The 17189-nt window shown below is 61.1% G+C and carries 14 protein-coding genes; 4 read left to right on the top strand and 10 right to left on the bottom strand.

Annotated elements, in window-relative coordinates; translation table 11 throughout:
* Window positions 1-659 precede the first annotated feature (659 nt).
* From A7317_RS02640 to A7317_RS02610, 7 genes are all read right to left on the bottom strand, one after another.
* Window positions 660-1376, bottom strand: coding sequence for an ABC transporter ATP-binding protein (locus A7317_RS02640; protein ID WP_024073112.1), 717 nt, complete (start codon window positions 1374-1376; stop codon window positions 660-662).
* Complete coding sequence (locus A7317_RS02635) at window positions 1373-2248, bottom strand: ABC transporter ATP-binding protein (protein ID WP_024073111.1); 876 nt, start codon at window positions 2246-2248, stop codon at window positions 1373-1375. The genes A7317_RS02640 and A7317_RS02635 overlap by 4 nt, the downstream gene beginning before the upstream one ends.
* Window positions 2245-3522, bottom strand: coding sequence for a high-affinity branched-chain amino acid ABC transporter permease LivM (gene livM / locus A7317_RS02630; RefSeq protein WP_024073110.1), 1278 nt, complete (start codon window positions 3520-3522; stop codon window positions 2245-2247). Before livM ends, A7317_RS02635 begins: the two co-directional genes overlap by 4 nt.
* 2 nt (window positions 3523-3524) lie before the next feature.
* Entirely contained in the window at window positions 3525-4439 is a 915-nt protein-coding gene (locus A7317_RS02625; protein WP_024073109.1) for an ABC transporter permease subunit, read from the bottom strand.
* Window positions 4440-4640: 201 nt separating this feature from the next.
* Entirely contained in the window at window positions 4641-5777 is a 1137-nt protein-coding gene (locus A7317_RS02620; RefSeq protein WP_024073108.1) for a branched-chain amino acid ABC transporter substrate-binding protein, read from the bottom strand.
* A gap of 374 nt (window positions 5778-6151) precedes the next feature.
* Window positions 6152-7435, bottom strand: coding sequence for an NAD(P)/FAD-dependent oxidoreductase (locus A7317_RS02615; protein WP_024073107.1), 1284 nt, complete (start codon window positions 7433-7435; stop codon window positions 6152-6154).
* Window positions 7436-7592: 157 nt separating this feature from the next.
* Window positions 7593-9083: an aldehyde dehydrogenase family protein gene (locus A7317_RS02610; protein ID WP_024073106.1), complete on the bottom strand. Its 1491-nt coding sequence runs from the start codon at window positions 9081-9083 to the stop codon at window positions 7593-7595.
* Between the two features lie 154 nt (window positions 9084-9237).
* Between A7317_RS02610 and A7317_RS02605 the strand changes: the two genes are divergently transcribed.
* The 3 genes from A7317_RS02605 to nadE all read left to right on the top strand — a co-directional run bounded on the left by A7317_RS02605 (window position 9238) and on the right by nadE (window position 12380).
* Window positions 9238-10128, top strand: coding sequence for a LysR family transcriptional regulator (locus tag A7317_RS02605; protein WP_024073105.1), 891 nt, complete (start codon window positions 9238-9240; stop codon window positions 10126-10128).
* A gap of 206 nt (window positions 10129-10334) precedes the next feature.
* Entirely contained in the window at window positions 10335-11549 is a 1215-nt protein-coding gene (gene pncB / locus A7317_RS02600) for a nicotinate phosphoribosyltransferase (RefSeq protein ID WP_024073104.1), read from the top strand.
* 3 nt (window positions 11550-11552) lie between these two features.
* Window positions 11553-12380 carry an ammonia-dependent NAD(+) synthetase gene (gene nadE, locus A7317_RS02595; RefSeq protein ID WP_024073103.1) on the top strand — a complete coding sequence of 276 codons (828 nt, stop codon included), beginning with the start codon at window positions 11553-11555 and terminating at the stop codon, window positions 12378-12380.
* 124 nt (window positions 12381-12504) lie between these two features.
* On the opposite strand, the gene azu is transcribed toward nadE, so the two are convergent.
* Window positions 12505-12951 (bottom strand): azurin, encoded by a 447-nt coding sequence (gene azu, locus A7317_RS02590; RefSeq protein ID WP_069075154.1) that lies wholly within the window; start codon window positions 12949-12951, stop codon window positions 12505-12507.
* Window positions 12952-13285: 334 nt separating this feature from the next.
* Between azu and A7317_RS02585 the strand changes: the two genes are divergently transcribed.
* Window positions 13286-13468 (top strand): hypothetical protein, encoded by a 183-nt coding sequence (locus A7317_RS02585; RefSeq protein WP_024073099.1) that lies wholly within the window; start codon window positions 13286-13288, stop codon window positions 13466-13468.
* A 323-nt stretch (window positions 13469-13791) separates the two neighbouring features.
* Here the strand turns inward: A7317_RS02585 and A7317_RS02580 are convergent, their stop codons facing one another.
* Together A7317_RS02580 and A7317_RS02575 are read right to left on the bottom strand one after the other, a co-directional pair.
* Window positions 13792-14682 (bottom strand): transglutaminase family protein, encoded by an 891-nt coding sequence (locus A7317_RS02580; RefSeq protein WP_024073098.1) that lies wholly within the window; start codon window positions 14680-14682, stop codon window positions 13792-13794.
* The gene (locus A7317_RS02575) at window positions 14682-17168 is read right to left on the bottom strand and encodes a circularly permuted type 2 ATP-grasp protein (protein ID WP_024073097.1); all 2487 of its coding nucleotides are present in this window, start codon (window positions 17166-17168) and stop codon (window positions 14682-14684) included. The genes A7317_RS02580 and A7317_RS02575 overlap by 1 nt, the downstream gene beginning before the upstream one ends.
* Window positions 17169-17189 lie beyond the last annotated feature (21 nt).

Raw genomic sequence — 17189 nt, 5'->3', positions numbered from 1 at the left:
CAGGTTATCCACAGCTGCGCCCACAGTCTTTGGGGGCAAGTGCAAAACGCTTCAGGCCGCTGTGTACAAGGCTTTCAGGCGATTTTAGAAAGTTTTTTGCTTGACCTGAGCGCAGGCGTATGTAGCCCCATAGGCAGCGGGGAAAATCGAACGATGGCTCCAGGCCAGTCATTCCGGCCTCTGCGGCAGTCTTTCCAGAGTTTAATCACAGACTTATCCACAGGCTGGCGGGACATATTTCAGTCATATACCTGTGTCTTTAAACAGGTTGACAAACCCCTCGATCGGCCGCGAAAAAGCCACTGATCAAAAAACAACCACACAGCTGGAAGCCACGGTTTTAAAGGCGTTCAGCCAGCTACTCCCACGTTACCCACAGCCGGTTCCACAGTGGATGGGGACAAGTCAAAACTGTGACAAAACAGGGATTTGCGGCGGCTATATGTCGCGCTTTGGAGGGAGGCTGGATTTGTTTTCCACAATTTGGGATCGCCCTTGTGGGCACCATAAAACCAAATGTGGGAGGGGCGGTGCGACGATTCGACTTGCCCCCGATAGCGGTGGGTCAGTATCAGATGTGCCGACTGATACACCGCCATCGGGGGCAAGTCGAATCGTCGCACCGCCCCTCCCACAGGGGGACTGCATTGTTATTTGGATCAGTGGCCGCCGAGGTAGGCGTTGCGCACTTCCTCGTTCACCAGCAGCTCCTTGCCGGTGCCTGTGAGGCGAATCTCGCCGTTCACCATCACATACGCCCGGTCCGACAAACGCAGTGCATGGTTGGCGTTCTGCTCCACCAGGAAGATGGTCATCCCGGTGGAGGCCAGTTCGCGCAGGGTGGAAAAGATCTGCTTCACCACAATCGGCGCCAGGCCCAGGCTCGGTTCATCCAGCAACAGCAACTTGGGACGGCTCATCAGCGCGCGGGCAATGGCGAGCATTTGCTGCTCGCCACCGGACATGGTCATGGCCCTCTGGTTACGCCGCTCCTTGAGCCGCGGGAACAGCTCGAACATGCGCTGCATGTCTTCCTGGGCGAACTTGTCACCGATAGGGATGGTGCCCATCAGCAGGTTTTCCTCGACGGTCATGTCGGGGAACACCCGCCGCCCTTCCGGCGACTGCGCAATACCGTTGGAGGCGATGTAGTGGGACGACTTGTGGGTAATGTCGACACCGTTATAGAGAATCTGCCCCGACTCCGCCCGTGGCTGGCCGAAGATCGACATCAGCAACGTGGATTTACCCGCGCCGTTGGAGCCGATCAGGCTGACGGTCTCGCCTTCGTTGATGTGCAGCGAGACTTTCTTCAGGGCCTGGATCGGGCCGTAGAACACATCCAGGTCCTTCATTTCGAGGATAGGCGCACTCATACCAGCTCCTCTTCGTCAGCACCCAGGTAGGCGGCAATCACTTTCGGGTCGTTGCGGATCGCTTCCGGCCCACCTTCGGCGATCACGTTGCCGTGGTCGAGCACCACGATGTGGTCGGAAATACTCATCACCATGCCCATGTCGTGTTCGATCAGCACCACCGTGAGGTCGTGTTCGTCGCGCAGCAGGCGAATCATCGCGCTGAGGGCTTCGGTTTCCTGGGGGTTGAGGCCCGCCGCGGGCTCGTCGAGGCAGATGATCTGCGGTCGCGTGCACATGGCGCGGGCGATTTCCAGACGGCGTTGCTGGCCATAGGAAAGTTCGCCGGCGAGGCGGTTGGCGCAGTCCACCAGGTCGACTACTTCGAGCCAGTAGAACGCGTGGTCGAGTGCATCGCTTTCGGCCTTGCGGTAGCCCTTGGTGTTGAGGATGCCCGCCAGCATGTTGCGGTTGACCCACATGTGCTGGGCCACCAGCAGGTTTTCCAGCACCGACATTTCCTTGAACAGGCGGATGTTCTGGAACGTGCGGGCCAGGCCGGCACGGTTGACCAGGTGAGTACCGCCGAACATCTTGTAGAACACCCGGCTGAAGAAGCTTTTCGGCGAGACGAAGTCGACGGCCTTGAAGCGCTCGCCGAGCAACTGGATCACGTTGGTCTGCTTGCCACGTACGTTGAGCTCGATCTTGCCACCGCTGGCTTTGTAGAAGCCGGTGAGGCAGTTGAACACGGTGGTCTTGCCCGCGCCGTTGGGGCCGATCAGGGCGAAGATCGAGTTGCGTTCGACCTTGAGGCTCACATCGCTCAAGGCCTTGATGCCACCGAAGTGCATCATCAGGTGTTCCACGCTGAGGACGATTTCCTTGCTCATGGCGCCACTCCTTTACGTGGGGTCACGCCGGTACGGCTGATGCGGATCAGCCCACGCGGTCGCCAGATCATCATCACCACCATCAACACGCCAAACAGCAGCACGCGGTATTCGGAGAAGCTGCGCAGCAGTTCCGGGGCGACGGTCAATACAAATGCCGCAATCACCACGCCAACCGTCGAGCCCATGCCGCCCAGTACGACGATGGCCAGGATCAGCGCCGACTCGAAGAAGGTGAACGACGACGGGTTGACGAAGCCCTGGTAGCTGGCAAAGAACACCCCGGCCAGGCCGGCAGTGGAAGCGCCAATGGTGAACGCCGAGAGCTTGACCAATACATGGTTCAGGCCCATGGAACGGCAGGCGATCTCATCTTCGCGCAAGGCCTCCCAGGCACGGCCTACAGGCATGCGGGTCAGACGGTGCTTGATGTACAGCACAGCCAGCACCACCAGGAACAGCACGATGTAGATGAACATGAACTTGATGTTGGGGTTGTAATCGATGCCGAAGAACTCATGGAACGGAATCCCGCCATCCTTCGCCTTGCGCCCGAACTCCAGGCCGAGGAAGGTTGGCGAAGGCACCGGCATACCGTTCGGGCCGCCGGTAAATGACAGCCAGTTGTTCAGCACCAACCGAATGATTTCACCAAAGCCCAGGGTCACGATGGCCAGGTAGTCACCGTGCATTCGCAACACCGGGAATCCGAGTATGCACCCCGCCAGCGCCGCACAGATGGCTGCCAGGGGCAGCACCGTCCAGAAGCCCAGGCCGAGGTACTGGTAGCCCAGCGCCAGGCCGTAGGCACCGATGGCGTAGAACGCCACGTAACCCAGGTCGAGCAAGCCGGCCAGGCCGACCACGATGTTCAGGCCCAGGCCCAGCAACACGTAGATCAACCCGAGGATCACCACGGTCAGCAGGTATTTGTTGGCGAAGATCGGGAACACGATGGCGATCACGATCAACACCGGGATGATCCAGCGCAGCCGCGACTTGTAGTCCGGTGGCAGTACGTGCACGCCGGAGCCACTGCTTTCGAAGCCTTGCAGAATCTTCAGGCCTTTGGGGGTTTGCAGGAACAGGCTGAGGGCAAAGCGGCCGGCCATCACGATGGCGACCAAGGTGGCCACGCGCGCAGGTTCCAGGTTAAAGCTGTAGCCGTCGAGGACCACGCCGACGATCGGACCGAATACGATCAGCGAAATAAGCCCGGCAAGGATCGTATCGACCACACTTTTCTTGATATCGATAGGTTTGGCAGCAGACATGTTTACACCTTCGCCACGAGTGGGCGACCAAGCAGGCCCTGAGGACGGAAAATCAGAATCACCACCAACAGGGAGAAACTGAACACGTCTTTGTAGTCAGAGTTGATCAACCCCGAGAACAACGACTCGGAAATACCCAGGATGATCCCGCCGAGCATGGCCCCAGGCAGGGAACCGATGCCGCCGAGTACCGCTGCGGTAAACGCCTTGATGCCGATGATGAAGCCGGCGTAGAAGTCGAACGTGCCGTAGTTGAGGGTGATCAGCACGCCGGCCAGGGCCGCCATGGCGGCACCGATGATAAACACGTAGGAGATCACGCGGTCGGTGTTGATCCCCAGGATCGAGGCCATCTTGCGGTCTTGCTGGGTGGCGCGGCACATGCGGCCGAGCTTGGTGTACTTGATGATGTAGGTGAGCAACGCCATGCCGGCAAACGCCGCCACGAGGATGAAGATCTTGGTGTACGTGAGCTGGACGAACCCACTGCCGATGTCGACGCGCCAGGCGCCGGCCAGCAGGGTTGGAATGCCTTGTTGTTTCGCACCCTGGGCGATCTGCGCGTAGTTCTGCAGGATCAGGGAGATCCCGATGGCGCTGATCAGCGGTGCCAGTCGGGTGGAGTTGCGCAGCGGTTTGTAGGCGACACGTTCAATGACCCAACCGTAAACGCCAGTGACGACCACGGTGAAGATCAGGGTGCCGAGAATGAGCAGTGGGAAGGATTCGATGCCGAAGTAAGCCAGCAGTGCCAGACTGATCGCCGCGAGGTAAGCGGAAATCATATAAACCTCGCCATGGGCGAAGTTGATCATGCCAATGATGCCATAGACCATTGTGTAGCCGATGGCGATCAGGCCATAGACCGACCCGAGGGTCAGGCCGTTGACCAGTTGCTGCAGGAAAATACCATCCATAACGCAATCTCACGCGGTGAGCACCTGCACACCAGTAGGTGTGCGGCGCTTCTGGAGGAAAAGACAGATCTCGATCAGAACACGGTCCCCCTGTGGGAGGGGGCTTGCCCCCGATTGCGGAGCGTCAGCTGTACATCGGGGGGCTGACACACCGTCATCGGGGGCAAGCCCCCTCCCACATTCGGACGTCGGAGCTATGCCTTACTTCTGCTTTTCCAGCTGGTGGTATTTGCCGTCTTTATCCCACTGGTAAACCACGTAGTCGGAGACTTTCAAGTCGCCCTTCGCGTCCCAGGTCTTCTCGCCCATCACGGTTTTGACCGGGTGCGCTTTCAGCCATTTGGCGGCGTCTTCGCCCTTGTTGGACTTGGCGCCGTTGAAACCGGCGGCCAGGGCCTGCAGCGAGGCGTAGGCGTACAGGGTGTAGCCTTCTGGCTCATAACCGGCCTTGCGGAACTCTTCCACGACGGCCTTGCTGTCTGGCAGCAGGCGCGGGTCGGCACCAAAGGTCATGTACACGCCATCGACGTATTGCGCGCCGCCAGCGGTGGCCACCAGTTCATCGGTCACCACGCCGTCATCGGACATGAACTTGACGTCTTTGAGGCCCGCTTCACGAATCTGGCGGACCAGCGGACCGGCTTCCGGGTGCAGGCCACCGAAGTACACGACGTCGGCGCCCAGGGAGCGGATTTTGGTGACCAGGGCGCTGAAGTCTTTCTCGCCACGGGTCAGGCCCTCTTCCAGCACCGGCTTGACGCCGCGCTTGGTCAACTGGGCGGAGGTGGCGTCGGCCAGGCCTTTGCCGTAGGTGTCCTTGTCGTTGATGACCGCGACTTTCTTGCCCTTGAGCACGTCGACGATGTAATCGCCGGCGACGATGCCTTGCTGGTCGTCACGGCCGCACATACGGAACATGGCGCCCAGGCCGCGTTCGGTCACTTGTGGGTTGGTAGAGCCAGGGGTGATCGCGATGATGCCCGCTTCGTCGTAAACCTCGGAGGCCGGGATGGTGTTCGACGAGCAGAAGTGCCCGACCACGCCAATCACTTTGTCCTGGTCCGCCAGGCGGTTGGCCACGGCCACAGCCTGCTTCGGCTCACACGCATCGTCACCGGCAACCAGCACGACCTTCTCGCCGTTGATACCGCCGGCCTTGTTGATCACCTCGGCTGCCGCCTGGGCACCTTTCATGTACTGCTCACCGAACGACGCGTTGGCGCCGGTCATGGGCCCCGCTACGCCGATCTTCACATCAGCTTGAACAAACGTAGAAACACCCAGTGCCGCTGCAACGGCGAGGGCCAGAAAACCTTTCTTGTAAAACGTCTGGGACATGAGTGGTGCTCCGATATTTTTGATTTTTGGCACGACAACTTGCGTTCAAACCTTTCACTGAAAGCCCTGAGCAAGCCTCGTGCCATTACGTTTTTATTCTTCAAAAAGACACGGTGTCATTGTTATTTCAGATGTTTCGACTCCGCTCGCCAGGACGTGCAACCCTCTAGTATCAAGAGGTGCAACCCTACAGCCAAAAAAGTACAACCCTGGCGGGTCGCACCTGCAACCAAAGCGATAAACGACAGTTCCTACAGCTGTAACCGACTGCGTAACGGAACTGCACATTTACAGTGCGCGACTGCTACGACTTGCACCAATACAGATTAGTAGCCTACTCAGAAAACGCAGGCTTCTGAGCGGTATCTCGCTGATCAGATCACGATCCTCAAGCATTGCCCTGCGTGATACAGCGAGAATCCGGCCTCATAAAGGCAGCTGCGCAGGCCCACCGCGGCCAGTGGTTGCATTGGCGTAAACGGAATCGGCAGGGCCTGGGGATTCTGGTGACACAAATAGTCGGCGAATGCCTTGCCCACCACGCTGCCGGTGGTCACGCCACGCCCGTTGTAGCCCGTTACCGCGACCAGGCCGGGGGCAGGTTCGAACAGGCGCATCAGGTGATCGGGCGTGAACGCGATGCAACCGGTCCAGGTGTATTCCCATTGCACCGATTTGAGGTACGGGAAGTAATGCTGCTGCACCCGATCGGCCCACGCCTTGAGGAACCACGTCGGTTTCTGGCTGCCATTGCCCAGGCTGCCGAGCAACAGGCGGCCATCGGCATCGCGGCGGATGCTGCTCAAGACCTGGCGTGTGTCCCACGAACCTTGGCCACCGGGGAGGATTTGCTGGGCCGCGGCGTCGGTCAATGGGGCGGAAGCCACCTGATAGTAGTAACCGGGGAAGAAATTGCGCCGTAACTCGGTCCATTCGCCTTCGGTGTAGGCATTGGAAGCGATCACGACTTGTGCAGCCTGCACCGCACCGTTGGCCGTCTGCACCGACCAGTGCGAACCCTGGCGTTCCAGCTGGGTCACCGGGGAATGGTCGAACAATTGCCCGCCCAGCCCGACCGCCGCATTCGCCAAACCACTGGTGTAAGCCATCGGGTTCAAGGTGCCCGCGCGCCGGTCCAGCAAGGCTGCGGCGATTTTTTGGGTGCCGGTGGCCTGCTCGCAGGCCTGGCCGGTGAGCAGCTCGACTGGCGCGCCACGGCGCTTCCATTGTTCTTCACGACTGCGCAGATCCGCTTCGCCACGGGCGTTGTGCGCCATGTGCAAGGTGCCTTCGCGGCGTAATTGGCAATCGATGTTGTATTTGTCGACCAGGCTGAACACCAGGGACGGTGCCGCACCCAGCATGCGGTTGAGCTGGCTGCCCACCGCCTCGCCGAAACCGGCTTCGATCTCGTCCGGGGGAATCCACAGGCCGGCATTGACCAACCCGACGTTGCGCCCCGAACCGCCATGACCGGTGCGATGGGCTTCCAGCACGGCGACGCTTTTACCCTGTTCCAACAAGTGAATGGCCGCGGACAAACCGGTGATCCCGGCACCGATCACGCACACATCCACCTTGACCTCGCCCTTGAGCGCGGCGCGATCCGGCCGGCCGGGGGTGAGGTGTTCCCACAAACATGTTTCGCGCAGTGCCATTGCCAGACTCCGATGAGACCTAACAAACAATTTTTCTTGTTCAACACCATCACTGTAGGAGCGAGCTTGCTCGCGAAAAACGCAAGGACATCGCGCTCATTCAGGTTGCCCGCCTGATCGTTGACGATCTTCGCGAGCAAGCTCGCTCCTACAGAAATCAGTCGAAGGTAATGCCCTGGGCCAATGGCAACTCCAGCGAGTAGTTCACGGTATTGGTCTGGCGACGCATGTAACCGCGCCATGCATCCGAACCCGACTCACGACCGCCGCCGGTCTCTTTCTCACCGCCAAACGCGCCGCCGATTTCGGCGCCGCTCGGGCCGATGTTGACGTTGGCAATACCGCAGTCACTGCCCACTGCCGACATGAACTGCTCGGCTTCGCGCACATCGGTGGTGAAGATGCACGACGACAAGCCTTGCGGCACCGCGTTGTTCAGGCGCAGGGCTTCGGCAAAGTCGGTGTAGCCGACCACGTAGAGAATCGGTGCGAAGGTCTCGGTGCACACCACGTCGCTCTGCTCGGGCATTTCCACGATCGCTGGCGACACGTAGTAGGCATTCGGGAACTTGTCTTCCAACTGACGCTTACCGCCAAACACCTTGCCGCCTTCACTCAGGGCTTGCTCCAAGGCGTCCTGCATATTGTCGAAGCCGTGCTTGTCGATCAGCGGGCCAATCAGGTTGCCTTCCAGCGGGTGGCCGATGCGCACCTTGGAATAGGCCGCCTTGAGGCGGGTGACAATTTCTTCCTTGACCGACTCGTGGGCAATCAGGCGGCGCAGGGTGGTGCAACGCTGGCCGGCGGTGCCGACGGCGCTGAACAGGATCGCGCGCACGGCCATGTCCAGGTCGGCGCTCGGGCCGAGGATCATTGCGTTGTTACCGCCCAGTTCAAGGATGCTGCGGGCGAAACGCGCGGCGACTTTCGGCGCGACTTCGCGGCCCATACGCGTGCTGCCGGTGGCGCTGATCAGGGCGACACGCGGGTCATCCACCAGTGCGGCACCGGCGTCACGACCACCGATGATCACTTGGCTCAGGTACTGCGGGGCGTCCTTGAAGTTCTTCAGCACGCGCTCGAACAGCGCCTGGCAGGCCAGGGCAGTGAGCGGGGTCTTTTCCGAAGGCTTCCAGATGACGGCGTTGCCGCACACCAGGGCCAGGGTGGTGTTCCACGCCCATACGGCCACCGGGAAGTTGAAAGCACTGATCACGCCGACCACGCCCAACGGGTGCCAGGTTTCACGCATATGGTGGCCGGGGCGCTCAGAGGCGATGGTCAAACCGTACAGCTGGCGCGACAGGCCGACGGCGAAGTCGCAGATATCGATCATTTCCTGCACTTCACCCAAGCCTTCCTGGGTGATCTTGCCGGCTTCCCAGGACACCAGCTCGCCCAGGTCGGCCTTGTATTCACGCAACACGTCGCCGAATTGGCGTACCAGCTCACCACGGCGTGGCGCTGGCACTTTGCGCCAGGCCTCGAATGCATGCTCGGCGCGACTGACCTGTTGCTCCACCTCGGCGGCACCTTCCCAGTGCACGCTGCCGATACGGCTGCCATCAATCGGCGAATGCACGGGCTGTTTACCCGACTGGTACAGCGCCGGGTTTACCCCGAGACGATCAAGCAATGCGGCAACCATGGGTCACTCCTTCAATCTACCAACAAAAAAATTGCGCCGCGGCCCACACGGCGATCCGGACCTTATTTGTAGCTGGCCCAAGACTTGCCAACAAACGACGATTAGGCGAGATATCATTCCGTTTATTCATGCAAAGAATAAAAAGAGGCGTGCCGTGCTGAACAAAAGACATTTGCCCTCGATCACTGCCCTGCAGTGCTTCGAAGCCGCCACCCGCCACCTGAGCTTCACCCGCGCCGCCGAGGAGTTGAACCTCACGCAAAGCGCGGTGAGCAAACAGGTCGCGCAGCTGGAAGAATTACTGCAACACCTGTTGTTTCGCCGGGTACGCCGCCGCCTGCAGATGACCCCGGCGGGCGACCTGTATCTGGTGGAAGTGCGCAAGATCCTCACCCAGGTGGAGATGTCCACCCATTACCTGCGCTCCTATGGCGGCGAGACCGAAGTGTTGCGCGTGTCCACGCCCTACACGTTTGGCGCGCGCTGGCTGGTACCGCGCCTCAAGGGCTGGCGCCTGCGTCACCCACAGATTCACCTGGACCTGTGCAACGAACAGGCGCCGGATGAACTGCTGCAAGGCAAGGCCGACATGGCGTTCTACTTCGGCCAGGGCGCGCGCCCCGGCACGGAGAGCCTGAAGCTGTTCAGCGAAGAACTGATCCCGGTATGCGCCCCGGAGAGCCTGCCCGCGCAGCCGTTCACCGACCCCACGCAACTGAGCAACCTGGTGCTGCTGCAAAACGCCTCGCGGCCCCAAGGCTGGCATGACTGGTTTGCCGACCAGGGTTTCCACACCGAGCACAGCTACCATGGGCCGCGCTTCGATACCTTTTATATGTGCATTCGTGCGGCGCAGGTGGGGTGCGGCGTGGCGCTGCTGCCGCGGTTCCTGGTGGAGGAGGAACTGGCCGAGGGCAAGCTGGTGATCCCTTGGCAGCACGCGATGCCAAGCCAGGATGCGTATTACCTGGCCTACCCCGAGCATTCGGCAGAAGTGCCCAAGGTGCGCGAGTTTGTAAAGTGGATGATGGAGCAGGTTATTTAGTGCCTGAAATCGCGCTATCGGGGGCAAGCCCCCTCCCACATCAGGAACACATTCCAAGTGTGGGAGGGGGCTTGCCCCCGATGAGGCCAGTGGCCTGGCCGAAAAAATCACTGGCAAAACCCCATAGGTCTATGCGCCACTAGCCCCCTTCCTTAATTGTGCGTAAAGGTCGTCGCCCATCGCCGACCTGTCTGGAGATTCCCGTTATGAGCGAGAGTGTGTTTGCCGATCGCATCGTGCAGAACTTGCTCGACACCGACTTCTACAAGCTGACCATGATGCAGGCGGTGCTGCACAACTACCCCAATGTGGAAGTTGAATGGGAGTTTCGTTGCCGTAACAGCGAAGACCTGCGCCCGTACCTGGCGGAGATCCGCTACCAGATCGAGCGCCTCGCCGAGCTGAGCCTGAGCCCGGACCAACTGGGTTTCCTGGAACGCATCAGCTTTATGAAGCCGGATTTTTTGCGCTTCCTCGGGCTGTTTCGTTTCAACCTGCGTTATGTGCAGACCGGTATCGAGAACGGCGAGCTGTTTATCCGCCTGCGCGGGCCGTGGCTGCATGTGATCCTGTTTGAAGTGCCGATGCTGGCCATCGTCAGCGAAGTGCGCAACCGCTACCGTTACCAGACCGTGATCCTCGAACAGGCCCGCGAGCAGCTGTACCGCAAGTTCGACTGGTTGACCGCCAACGCCAGCAGCGATGAACTGTCCGAGCTGCAAGTGGCCGACTTCGGCACGCGCCGACGTTTCTCGTACCGCGTGCAGGAAGAAGTGGTCAGCGTGCTCAAGCACGACTTCCCCGGCCGTTTTGTCGGCACCAGCAACGTGCACCTGGCGCGCGAGTTCGATATGAAGCCGCTGGGCACCATGGCCCACGAATGGATCATGGCCCACCAGCAACTCGGCCCGCGCCTGATCGACAGCCAGATTGCCGCCCTCGACTGCTGGGTCCGCGAATACCGTGGCCTGCTGGGTATCGCGCTGACCGACTGCATCACCACTGACGCTTTTCTCAGCGATTTCGACTTGTACTTCGCCAAGCTGTTCGACGGCCTGCGCCACGACTCCGGCGACCCGGTGCAATGGGCAGAGAAAGCCATCGCCCACTACCACAAGCTGGGCATCGAGCCGATGAGCAAGACCCTGGTGTTTTCCGACAGCCTGTCGCTGCCCAAGGCCTTGGAGATATTCCGTGCGCTGCGGGGGCGCATTAATGTCAGCTTCGGTATCGGCACCAACCTGACCTGCGATATTCCAGGTGTGGAACCGATGAGCATCGTGCTTAAAATGACCGCGTGCAATGGCCAGCCCGTCGCGAAAATCTCCGATGAAGCGGGCAAGACCCACTGCACCGACCCGAATTTCGTCGCCTATTTGCGTCACGTTTTCAAAGTACCTGCCCTTTCCAGCAAGGAGTGAATCATGCAAGCCGTACAGCGTGAGATTGCACAGCAGCTCAAGGTCCAAGCGCCGTTCAAAGACCAGGCCGCCCTTGAGGCCGAGGTCGCCCGACGCGTGGCCTTTATCCAGGACTGCCTGCGCAATGCCGGGCTCAAGACATTGGTGCTGGGCATCAGCGGTGGCGTCGACTCCCTGACCGCTGGCCTGTTGGCCCAGCGTGCGATGCAGGAACTGCGTTCCAGCACGGGTGACGAGGCCTACCGTTTTATCGCCGTGCGCCTGCCCTACGAAACCCAGTTCGATGAAATCGACGCCCAGGCGGCGGTGGACTTTATCGAACCGGACGAACGCCATACCGTGAACATCGGCCCGGCGGTGAAATCCCTGGCCAATGAAGTGGCGGCGTTTGAAGGCAAGGCGGCGGTGTCCCGCGATTTCGTGCTCGGCAACACCAAGGCGCGCATGCGCATGGTGGCGCAGTACACCATCGCCGGCGCGGCCGGTGGCCTGGTGATCGGCACCGACCATGCGGCGGAAGCGGTGATGGGCTTTTTCACCAAGTTCGGCGATGGCGCCTGCGACCTGGCACCGTTGAGCGGGCTGGTGAAAAACCAGGTACGCGCGATCGCACGGCACTTTGGGGCGCCGGAGTCGTTGGTGGAGAAGGTGCCGACGGCGGACCTGGAAGACCTGTCGCCAGGCAAGCCAGACGAAGCGTCACATGGCGTGACTTACGCCGAGATCGATGCGTTCCTGCACGGGGAGCCGGTGCGGGAAGAGGCGTTCAGGATTATCTGCGATACGTACCGCAAGACTGAGCACAAGCGGGTGATGCCGTTTGCGCCGTGAGGTGAGCCAGAGAGCGTTGTATTGAGGGTCAGGCAGCCATCGGGGGCAAGCCCCCTCCCACACTTGATTTGTGAACACATTCAAATGTGGGAGGGGCTTGCCCCCGATGAACGATAACGCGGTCTTACTTGACGACCACAGTGCCTTTCATCATCGAGATGTGGCCTGGGAACGAGCAGAAGAACGCATAGTCAGTGCCCGCTTTCAGCTTGGACACATCGAAGCTCACCGAATCTTTCTCGCCAGCACCAATGACTTTGGTGTGGGCGATGATGCGTTCGTCGCCTTCTTTCAGGTAGTTTTTGTCGAGGCCGGCGGCCATGCCATCGGTCGCGACCGGCTGCATGTCGGCGGCGCTGGTCAGCACCCAGTTATGGCCCATGACGTTTTTCGGCAAGCTGCCGGAGTGAGTCAACTCTACGGTGAACGTCTTGCAGCTCTTGTCGATCGTGATTTCCTTGGTGTCGTAGGACATCTGATCGGTGGAGTCGACGGTGACCTTGCACTCTGCAGCAAGCAACTGGCCACTGGCCAGAGTCAGCAGGGAAACAGCAACGAGTTTGGCAAACATGTGGATCTCCAAGGCAGGGTTTAAAAAACGCGTAGTGCGACAAGGGTGCCTGAACCAGGCATAAAGGCTTATGACCTGAATCAACAAATTGTATACAACTTTAGGCTATCAGACCTATCGACACAATCAACCAGCCAAAGTGTCACACGCGCCCTATGATCGCCCCATCCCCCTTATGGAGCGCCAGCCATGCATCTCAATCAACTGTTCAATGGCCTGTTGGCCGCGTACGCCTGCGGTAAGTGAGGGCCAAGCGCGCCGCTAAGCTGCTACCATAGCGACCCAAGGCAGCTGCGCGCCGCCCACCCTCACCTTCGACCTTAGAGGATCGCCCATGGCCAAACCTAATTACTCCTTCGCCAAACGTCAGAGAGACTTGGCCAAGGAACAGAAGAAAGAGGAAAAGCTGCAACGCAAGAAAGCCGCTGTCGATGAAGAAGCGGGCGCACTGAATCCGGACGCGGAAAGCGAAGTGGCAGCAGACGAGACTGAAACGCCGAAAGACCCGGCTGAATAATTTCCGTTGCTGTGCGCGCTTGTTGTGGCGAGCGGGCTTGCCCCGCGTTGGGCTGCGCAGCAGCCCCAGAACCAGCCGCCGAGGAGTGCCTGATACTCCGCATTCCGATTGATTGGGGCTGCTTCGCAGCCCAACGCGGGGCAAGCCCCCAGCCGCCGAGGAGTGCCTGATACTCCGCATTCCGATTGATTGGGGCTGCTTCGCAGCCCAACGCGGGGCAAGCCCGCTCGCCACAACTCGCTACAACAAGCCCGCTAATACCACAGCAGGCCCGCTTGCCAGACACGCCTGTATCGGCAAGCCGCCCGACTGCTGCCAGCCCATCATTCCAGCGGCATCACCGTCACCCGCACTTCCGGGTCATGGCTCCCGCCCCCCAGAATCACCCCCCGCAACGGCGACACATCGGAAAAATCCCGGCCCCAGGCCAGGGTGATGTGCTCCAGTGCCGGCTGCACATTGTTGGTCGGGTCAAAATCCACCCAGCCCGAAACCGGGCAATACACCGAAACCCACGCGTGGGACGCATCGGCGCCGATCAGCCGTGGCTGGCCGGGTGGCGGCTGGGTCAGCAGGTAGCCGCTGATGTAGCGCGCCGCCAGGCCCCGTGAACGCAGGCAGGCGAGCATCAGGTGGGCGAAGTCCTGGCACACGCCGCGTCGGCGCTCCAGCACTTCCACCAGCGGCGTGGCGACCTGGGTCGCTTCGGCATCGAAAGTGAATTCATCGAAGATCTTTTCCATCAGCGCCTGCACGCCCAGTAGCAATGGCTGGCCCGGCGGAAAGCAGCTTTCGGAAAACTCGACGAAGGTTTTTTTCAAATGCACGTAGGGCGATTCGAAGCGATAGCGGCAGGCTTCAATCAACTCCCCGGACAGCGGCTGGCTGCTGTAGGTCAAGCTGTCGCGGGTCTGGTCCCAGGCCGGCGACGCCTGGAAATCCAGCACCGGCCGCGCCAGCACTTCGACGGTCAGCGAGGCGTTCACCAGCAATTCATCGTGGGGGCGCTCGAAGGCCAGGCGGGTGATCGGGTTGCCGAACACGTCCAACTCATCGCGCCGCGACGTCGGCTCCGGGCTGATGTCCAACTGCTGCGCGCTGCAACGCTGCCAGGCGCAGGGCCGGGGCCACAGGTGCGCCAGCTGCTGGGCCAGGGACACCGGGCTGTCGTAGTGGTAATGGGTATCGTGGAAAATCTGATAGCGCGCACTCATCACACCGACACCGTTTGCTGGCTGACATCATCTACATGGGCAAAATGGCGCAAGGCCATGCGATCCGACACTTGCCCACTCTCATCGGCCACCGCTTGCAGCAGGTCGGCCAGGCCATCCAGCGCGGCACGCACGCTGGGCTCGCCAAACAGCGGGTTCTCCAGGCAGCTCAGGTCGAACCGCGCGAGGCGCTCCACCAAGGGTGCCAGACCGGTTTCCCGGGGTACGCCGAAGTCGTCGTTGAGGCGACGCAAGGTGCGGCTGACCAGTTTCAGTTGGAACAGCACCGCATGGGGGTTCTGCTCGTCCAGCAGCAACAAGTCCAGCACCGGGATCAGCTGCGGCACCGCCAGGTAGCGCGAGCGATAGGTGATGCTGCTGTTGCCCAGTTCCAGCAACCATTCCAGCCCCGCCTGATCGAACACCGCCACGCCACGCAGGAACGCCGCCAAGCTGCTGCTGAGAAATTGCAGGCGCTCGATGCGCCGGCCCATCATCAAGAAACGCCAACCTTCGTCGCGGGTCATGTCGTCCAGGGCAAACCCGGACAGCGCCGCCAGGGACATCACCAGGCGGTTGAGGAAATCCAGCAACTCACCAAAGTCAGGGCTCTCGCTTTCCAGCTCCAGGGCTTCGCGCTGCAACTCCACCAGCGCCTGCCAGTTTTCCCGGGACAACTTGCCGCGCACCTGAGACGCCGCCCACTGCAAGCGTTGCAGGTTGGCGCGCAGGCTCGATGGCCAATCATCGCCGAGCAAGGCCGCCTGCAAACGCTCGGGCAGTTCGCCCTCCTCCGGCAGCAGGTGCAGGTTCTCACCCAACTCAACCGCCGCCCGCAGTGCCAGCGGATCGTCGCCGTCGACATAGCGCGCCAACACGATACGCAACCAGCGCGCGCTGTCATCGCAGCGCTCGCAATAGCGGCCGAACCAGAACAGGTTTTCCACCACACGCGAAGGCAGGTACGGATCGCGGCGAACCAGGTCATGGGCACCAATGGCGCGTTGGGCGCGCCAATGTTCACCACCAGCAGCGCGCTCACCGAGCACCCAGGTGTCCTTGCTCGCGCCACCGCGCTGCATCGAGACCACTTCGGCATCGGCCTCGGCAGCCACGCGGGTCAGGCCACCCGGCAGCACGCGGTAGCCGTCTTCGCTGGCGACGGCATACACACGCATGCCGATGGCGCGGTGTTGCAGGTGGTCATCCACGGTGTGCCATACCGGCGCCTGGGACAATTGCGCCAGCTCCTGGGCGACATACGCATAAGGCCTCGCGCGCATGCGTTCGGCCAGGGCCTGGCGTTGTTCGTCGTCCAGGTCGCGACCGAAGACCGGGGCAAAACTCTGCGATGGAAACGCCGGCTTGATCAGCAGCTCGGGCAGCTTCTCCAAGGCTTCGGCCAGCACGGGCGCCTCCCCGCACCACCACGTGGCGATGGACGGCAGGATCAGTTCTTCACCGAACAGAAATTCATTGATCTTCGGCAGGAAGCCAAGCAGACCCGGCGACTCCAGCACACCACTGCCCAAGGCATTGGCCACCAGTACATTGCCCTGACGCACGGCGTCGAGCAGGCCGGGCACGCCAAGGGCAGAGTCGGTGCGCAGCTCCAGCGGGTCGCAGAAATCGTCATCGAGACGACGCATGATCGCGTGTACCCGGCGCAGGCCGCTGAGGGTTTTGAGGAACACCGTGCTGTCGCGCACCGTGAGGTCGCCGCCTTCCACCAATGGATAGCCCAGCTGGCGCGCCAGGTACAAGTGTTCAAAATAGCTTTCGTTGAACCGGCCTGGGGTGAGCAGCACGATCAGCGGCGGCTGGCTGTCACTCGGCGCCTGGCGCGCCAGGGTTTCCTGGAGCGTACGGAAGAAGCCCGTGAGGTGCTGCACCTGCAAGTCGCGGTACAGATCCGGGAAAGCGCGGGACACAATGGTGCGGTTTTCCAGCGCATAACCGGCACCCGAGGGTGCCTGCGTACGGTCGGCGGTGACCCACCAGCGGCCATCCGGGGTTCGCGCCAGGTCCACGGCATACAGGTGCAGGAACGCACCGTCGGGCGGCTGGATGCCCTGGCACGGCCACAGGAAGTTGTTATGCCCGAACACCAGCTCGGCCGGCAGCAGGCCTTCCTTGATCAGGCGTTGCGGGCCATACAGATCGGCCAGCACCGCATTGAGAAGGCGTGCACGCTGGGCGATACCGGCCGACAAGTGCTGCCATTCATCAGCCGCCAGTACATGGGGCAGCAGGTCCAGCTCCCACGGGCGATCGGCACCCTTGGGGTCGGCGTAGACGTTGTAGGTCACGCCGTTTTCCTGGATCTGCCGGGTCAGCAGCGCCTGGCGCTGGGCCAACTGCGCGGGCGTACTGCGTTGCAGGTGATCAAGCAGGCGCCGCCAATGGGCACGCACCGCGCCGCTGTCATCCAGGAGTTCGTGATAAGTGCCCGCAGTCAGCGGGTATTGGTCGAGCAAATCGGGCATGGAACGCTCGGCAGAGGCAAG

The sequence above is a fragment of the Pseudomonas fluorescens genome (genome assembly GCF_001708445.1).
GTDB classification, from domain to species: domain Bacteria; phylum Pseudomonadota; class Gammaproteobacteria; order Pseudomonadales; family Pseudomonadaceae; genus Aquipseudomonas; species Aquipseudomonas gorinensis.
Note: the sequence above shows the minus strand (reverse complement) of the source record. Positions and strands in the feature narration are given on the sequence as shown.

Bases quoted from the DNA above. Each gene is read 5' to 3' on its own strand.
- azu (WP_069075154.1), bottom strand. From the start codon at position 12,951: ATGTTTGCCAAACTCGTTGCTGTTTCCCTGCTGACTCTGGCCAGTGGC.
- A7317_RS02625 (WP_024073109.1), bottom strand. From the start codon at position 4,439: ATGGATGGTATTTTCCTGCAGCAACTGGTCAACGGCCTGACCCTCGGG.
- A7317_RS02580 (WP_024073098.1), bottom strand. From the start codon at position 14,682: ATGAGTGCGCGCTATCAGATTTTCCACGATACCCATTACCACTACGAC.
- A7317_RS02620 (WP_024073108.1), bottom strand. From the start codon at position 5,777: ATGTCCCAGACGTTTTACAAGAAAGGTTTTCTGGCCCTCGCCGTTGCA.
- A7317_RS02635 (WP_024073111.1), bottom strand. From the start codon at position 2,248: ATGAGCAAGGAAATCGTCCTCAGCGTGGAACACCTGATGATGCACTTC.
- A7317_RS02640 (WP_024073112.1), bottom strand. From the start codon at position 1,376: ATGAGTGCGCCTATCCTCGAAATGAAGGACCTGGATGTGTTCTACGGC.
- A7317_RS02575 (WP_024073097.1), bottom strand. From the start codon at position 17,168: ATGCCCGATTTGCTCGACCAATACCCGCTGACTGCGGGCACTTATCAC.
- nadE (WP_024073103.1), top strand. From the start codon at position 11,553: ATGCAAGCCGTACAGCGTGAGATTGCACAGCAGCTCAAGGTCCAAGCG.
- A7317_RS02610 (WP_024073106.1), bottom strand. From the start codon at position 9,083: ATGGTTGCCGCATTGCTTGATCGTCTCGGGGTAAACCCGGCGCTGTAC.
- A7317_RS02585 (WP_024073099.1), top strand. From the start codon at position 13,286: ATGGCCAAACCTAATTACTCCTTCGCCAAACGTCAGAGAGACTTGGCC.
- pncB (WP_024073104.1), top strand. From the start codon at position 10,335: ATGAGCGAGAGTGTGTTTGCCGATCGCATCGTGCAGAACTTGCTCGAC.
- A7317_RS02615 (WP_024073107.1), bottom strand. From the start codon at position 7,435: ATGGCACTGCGCGAAACATGTTTGTGGGAACACCTCACCCCCGGCCGG.
- livM (WP_024073110.1), bottom strand. From the start codon at position 3,522: ATGTCTGCTGCCAAACCTATCGATATCAAGAAAAGTGTGGTCGATACG.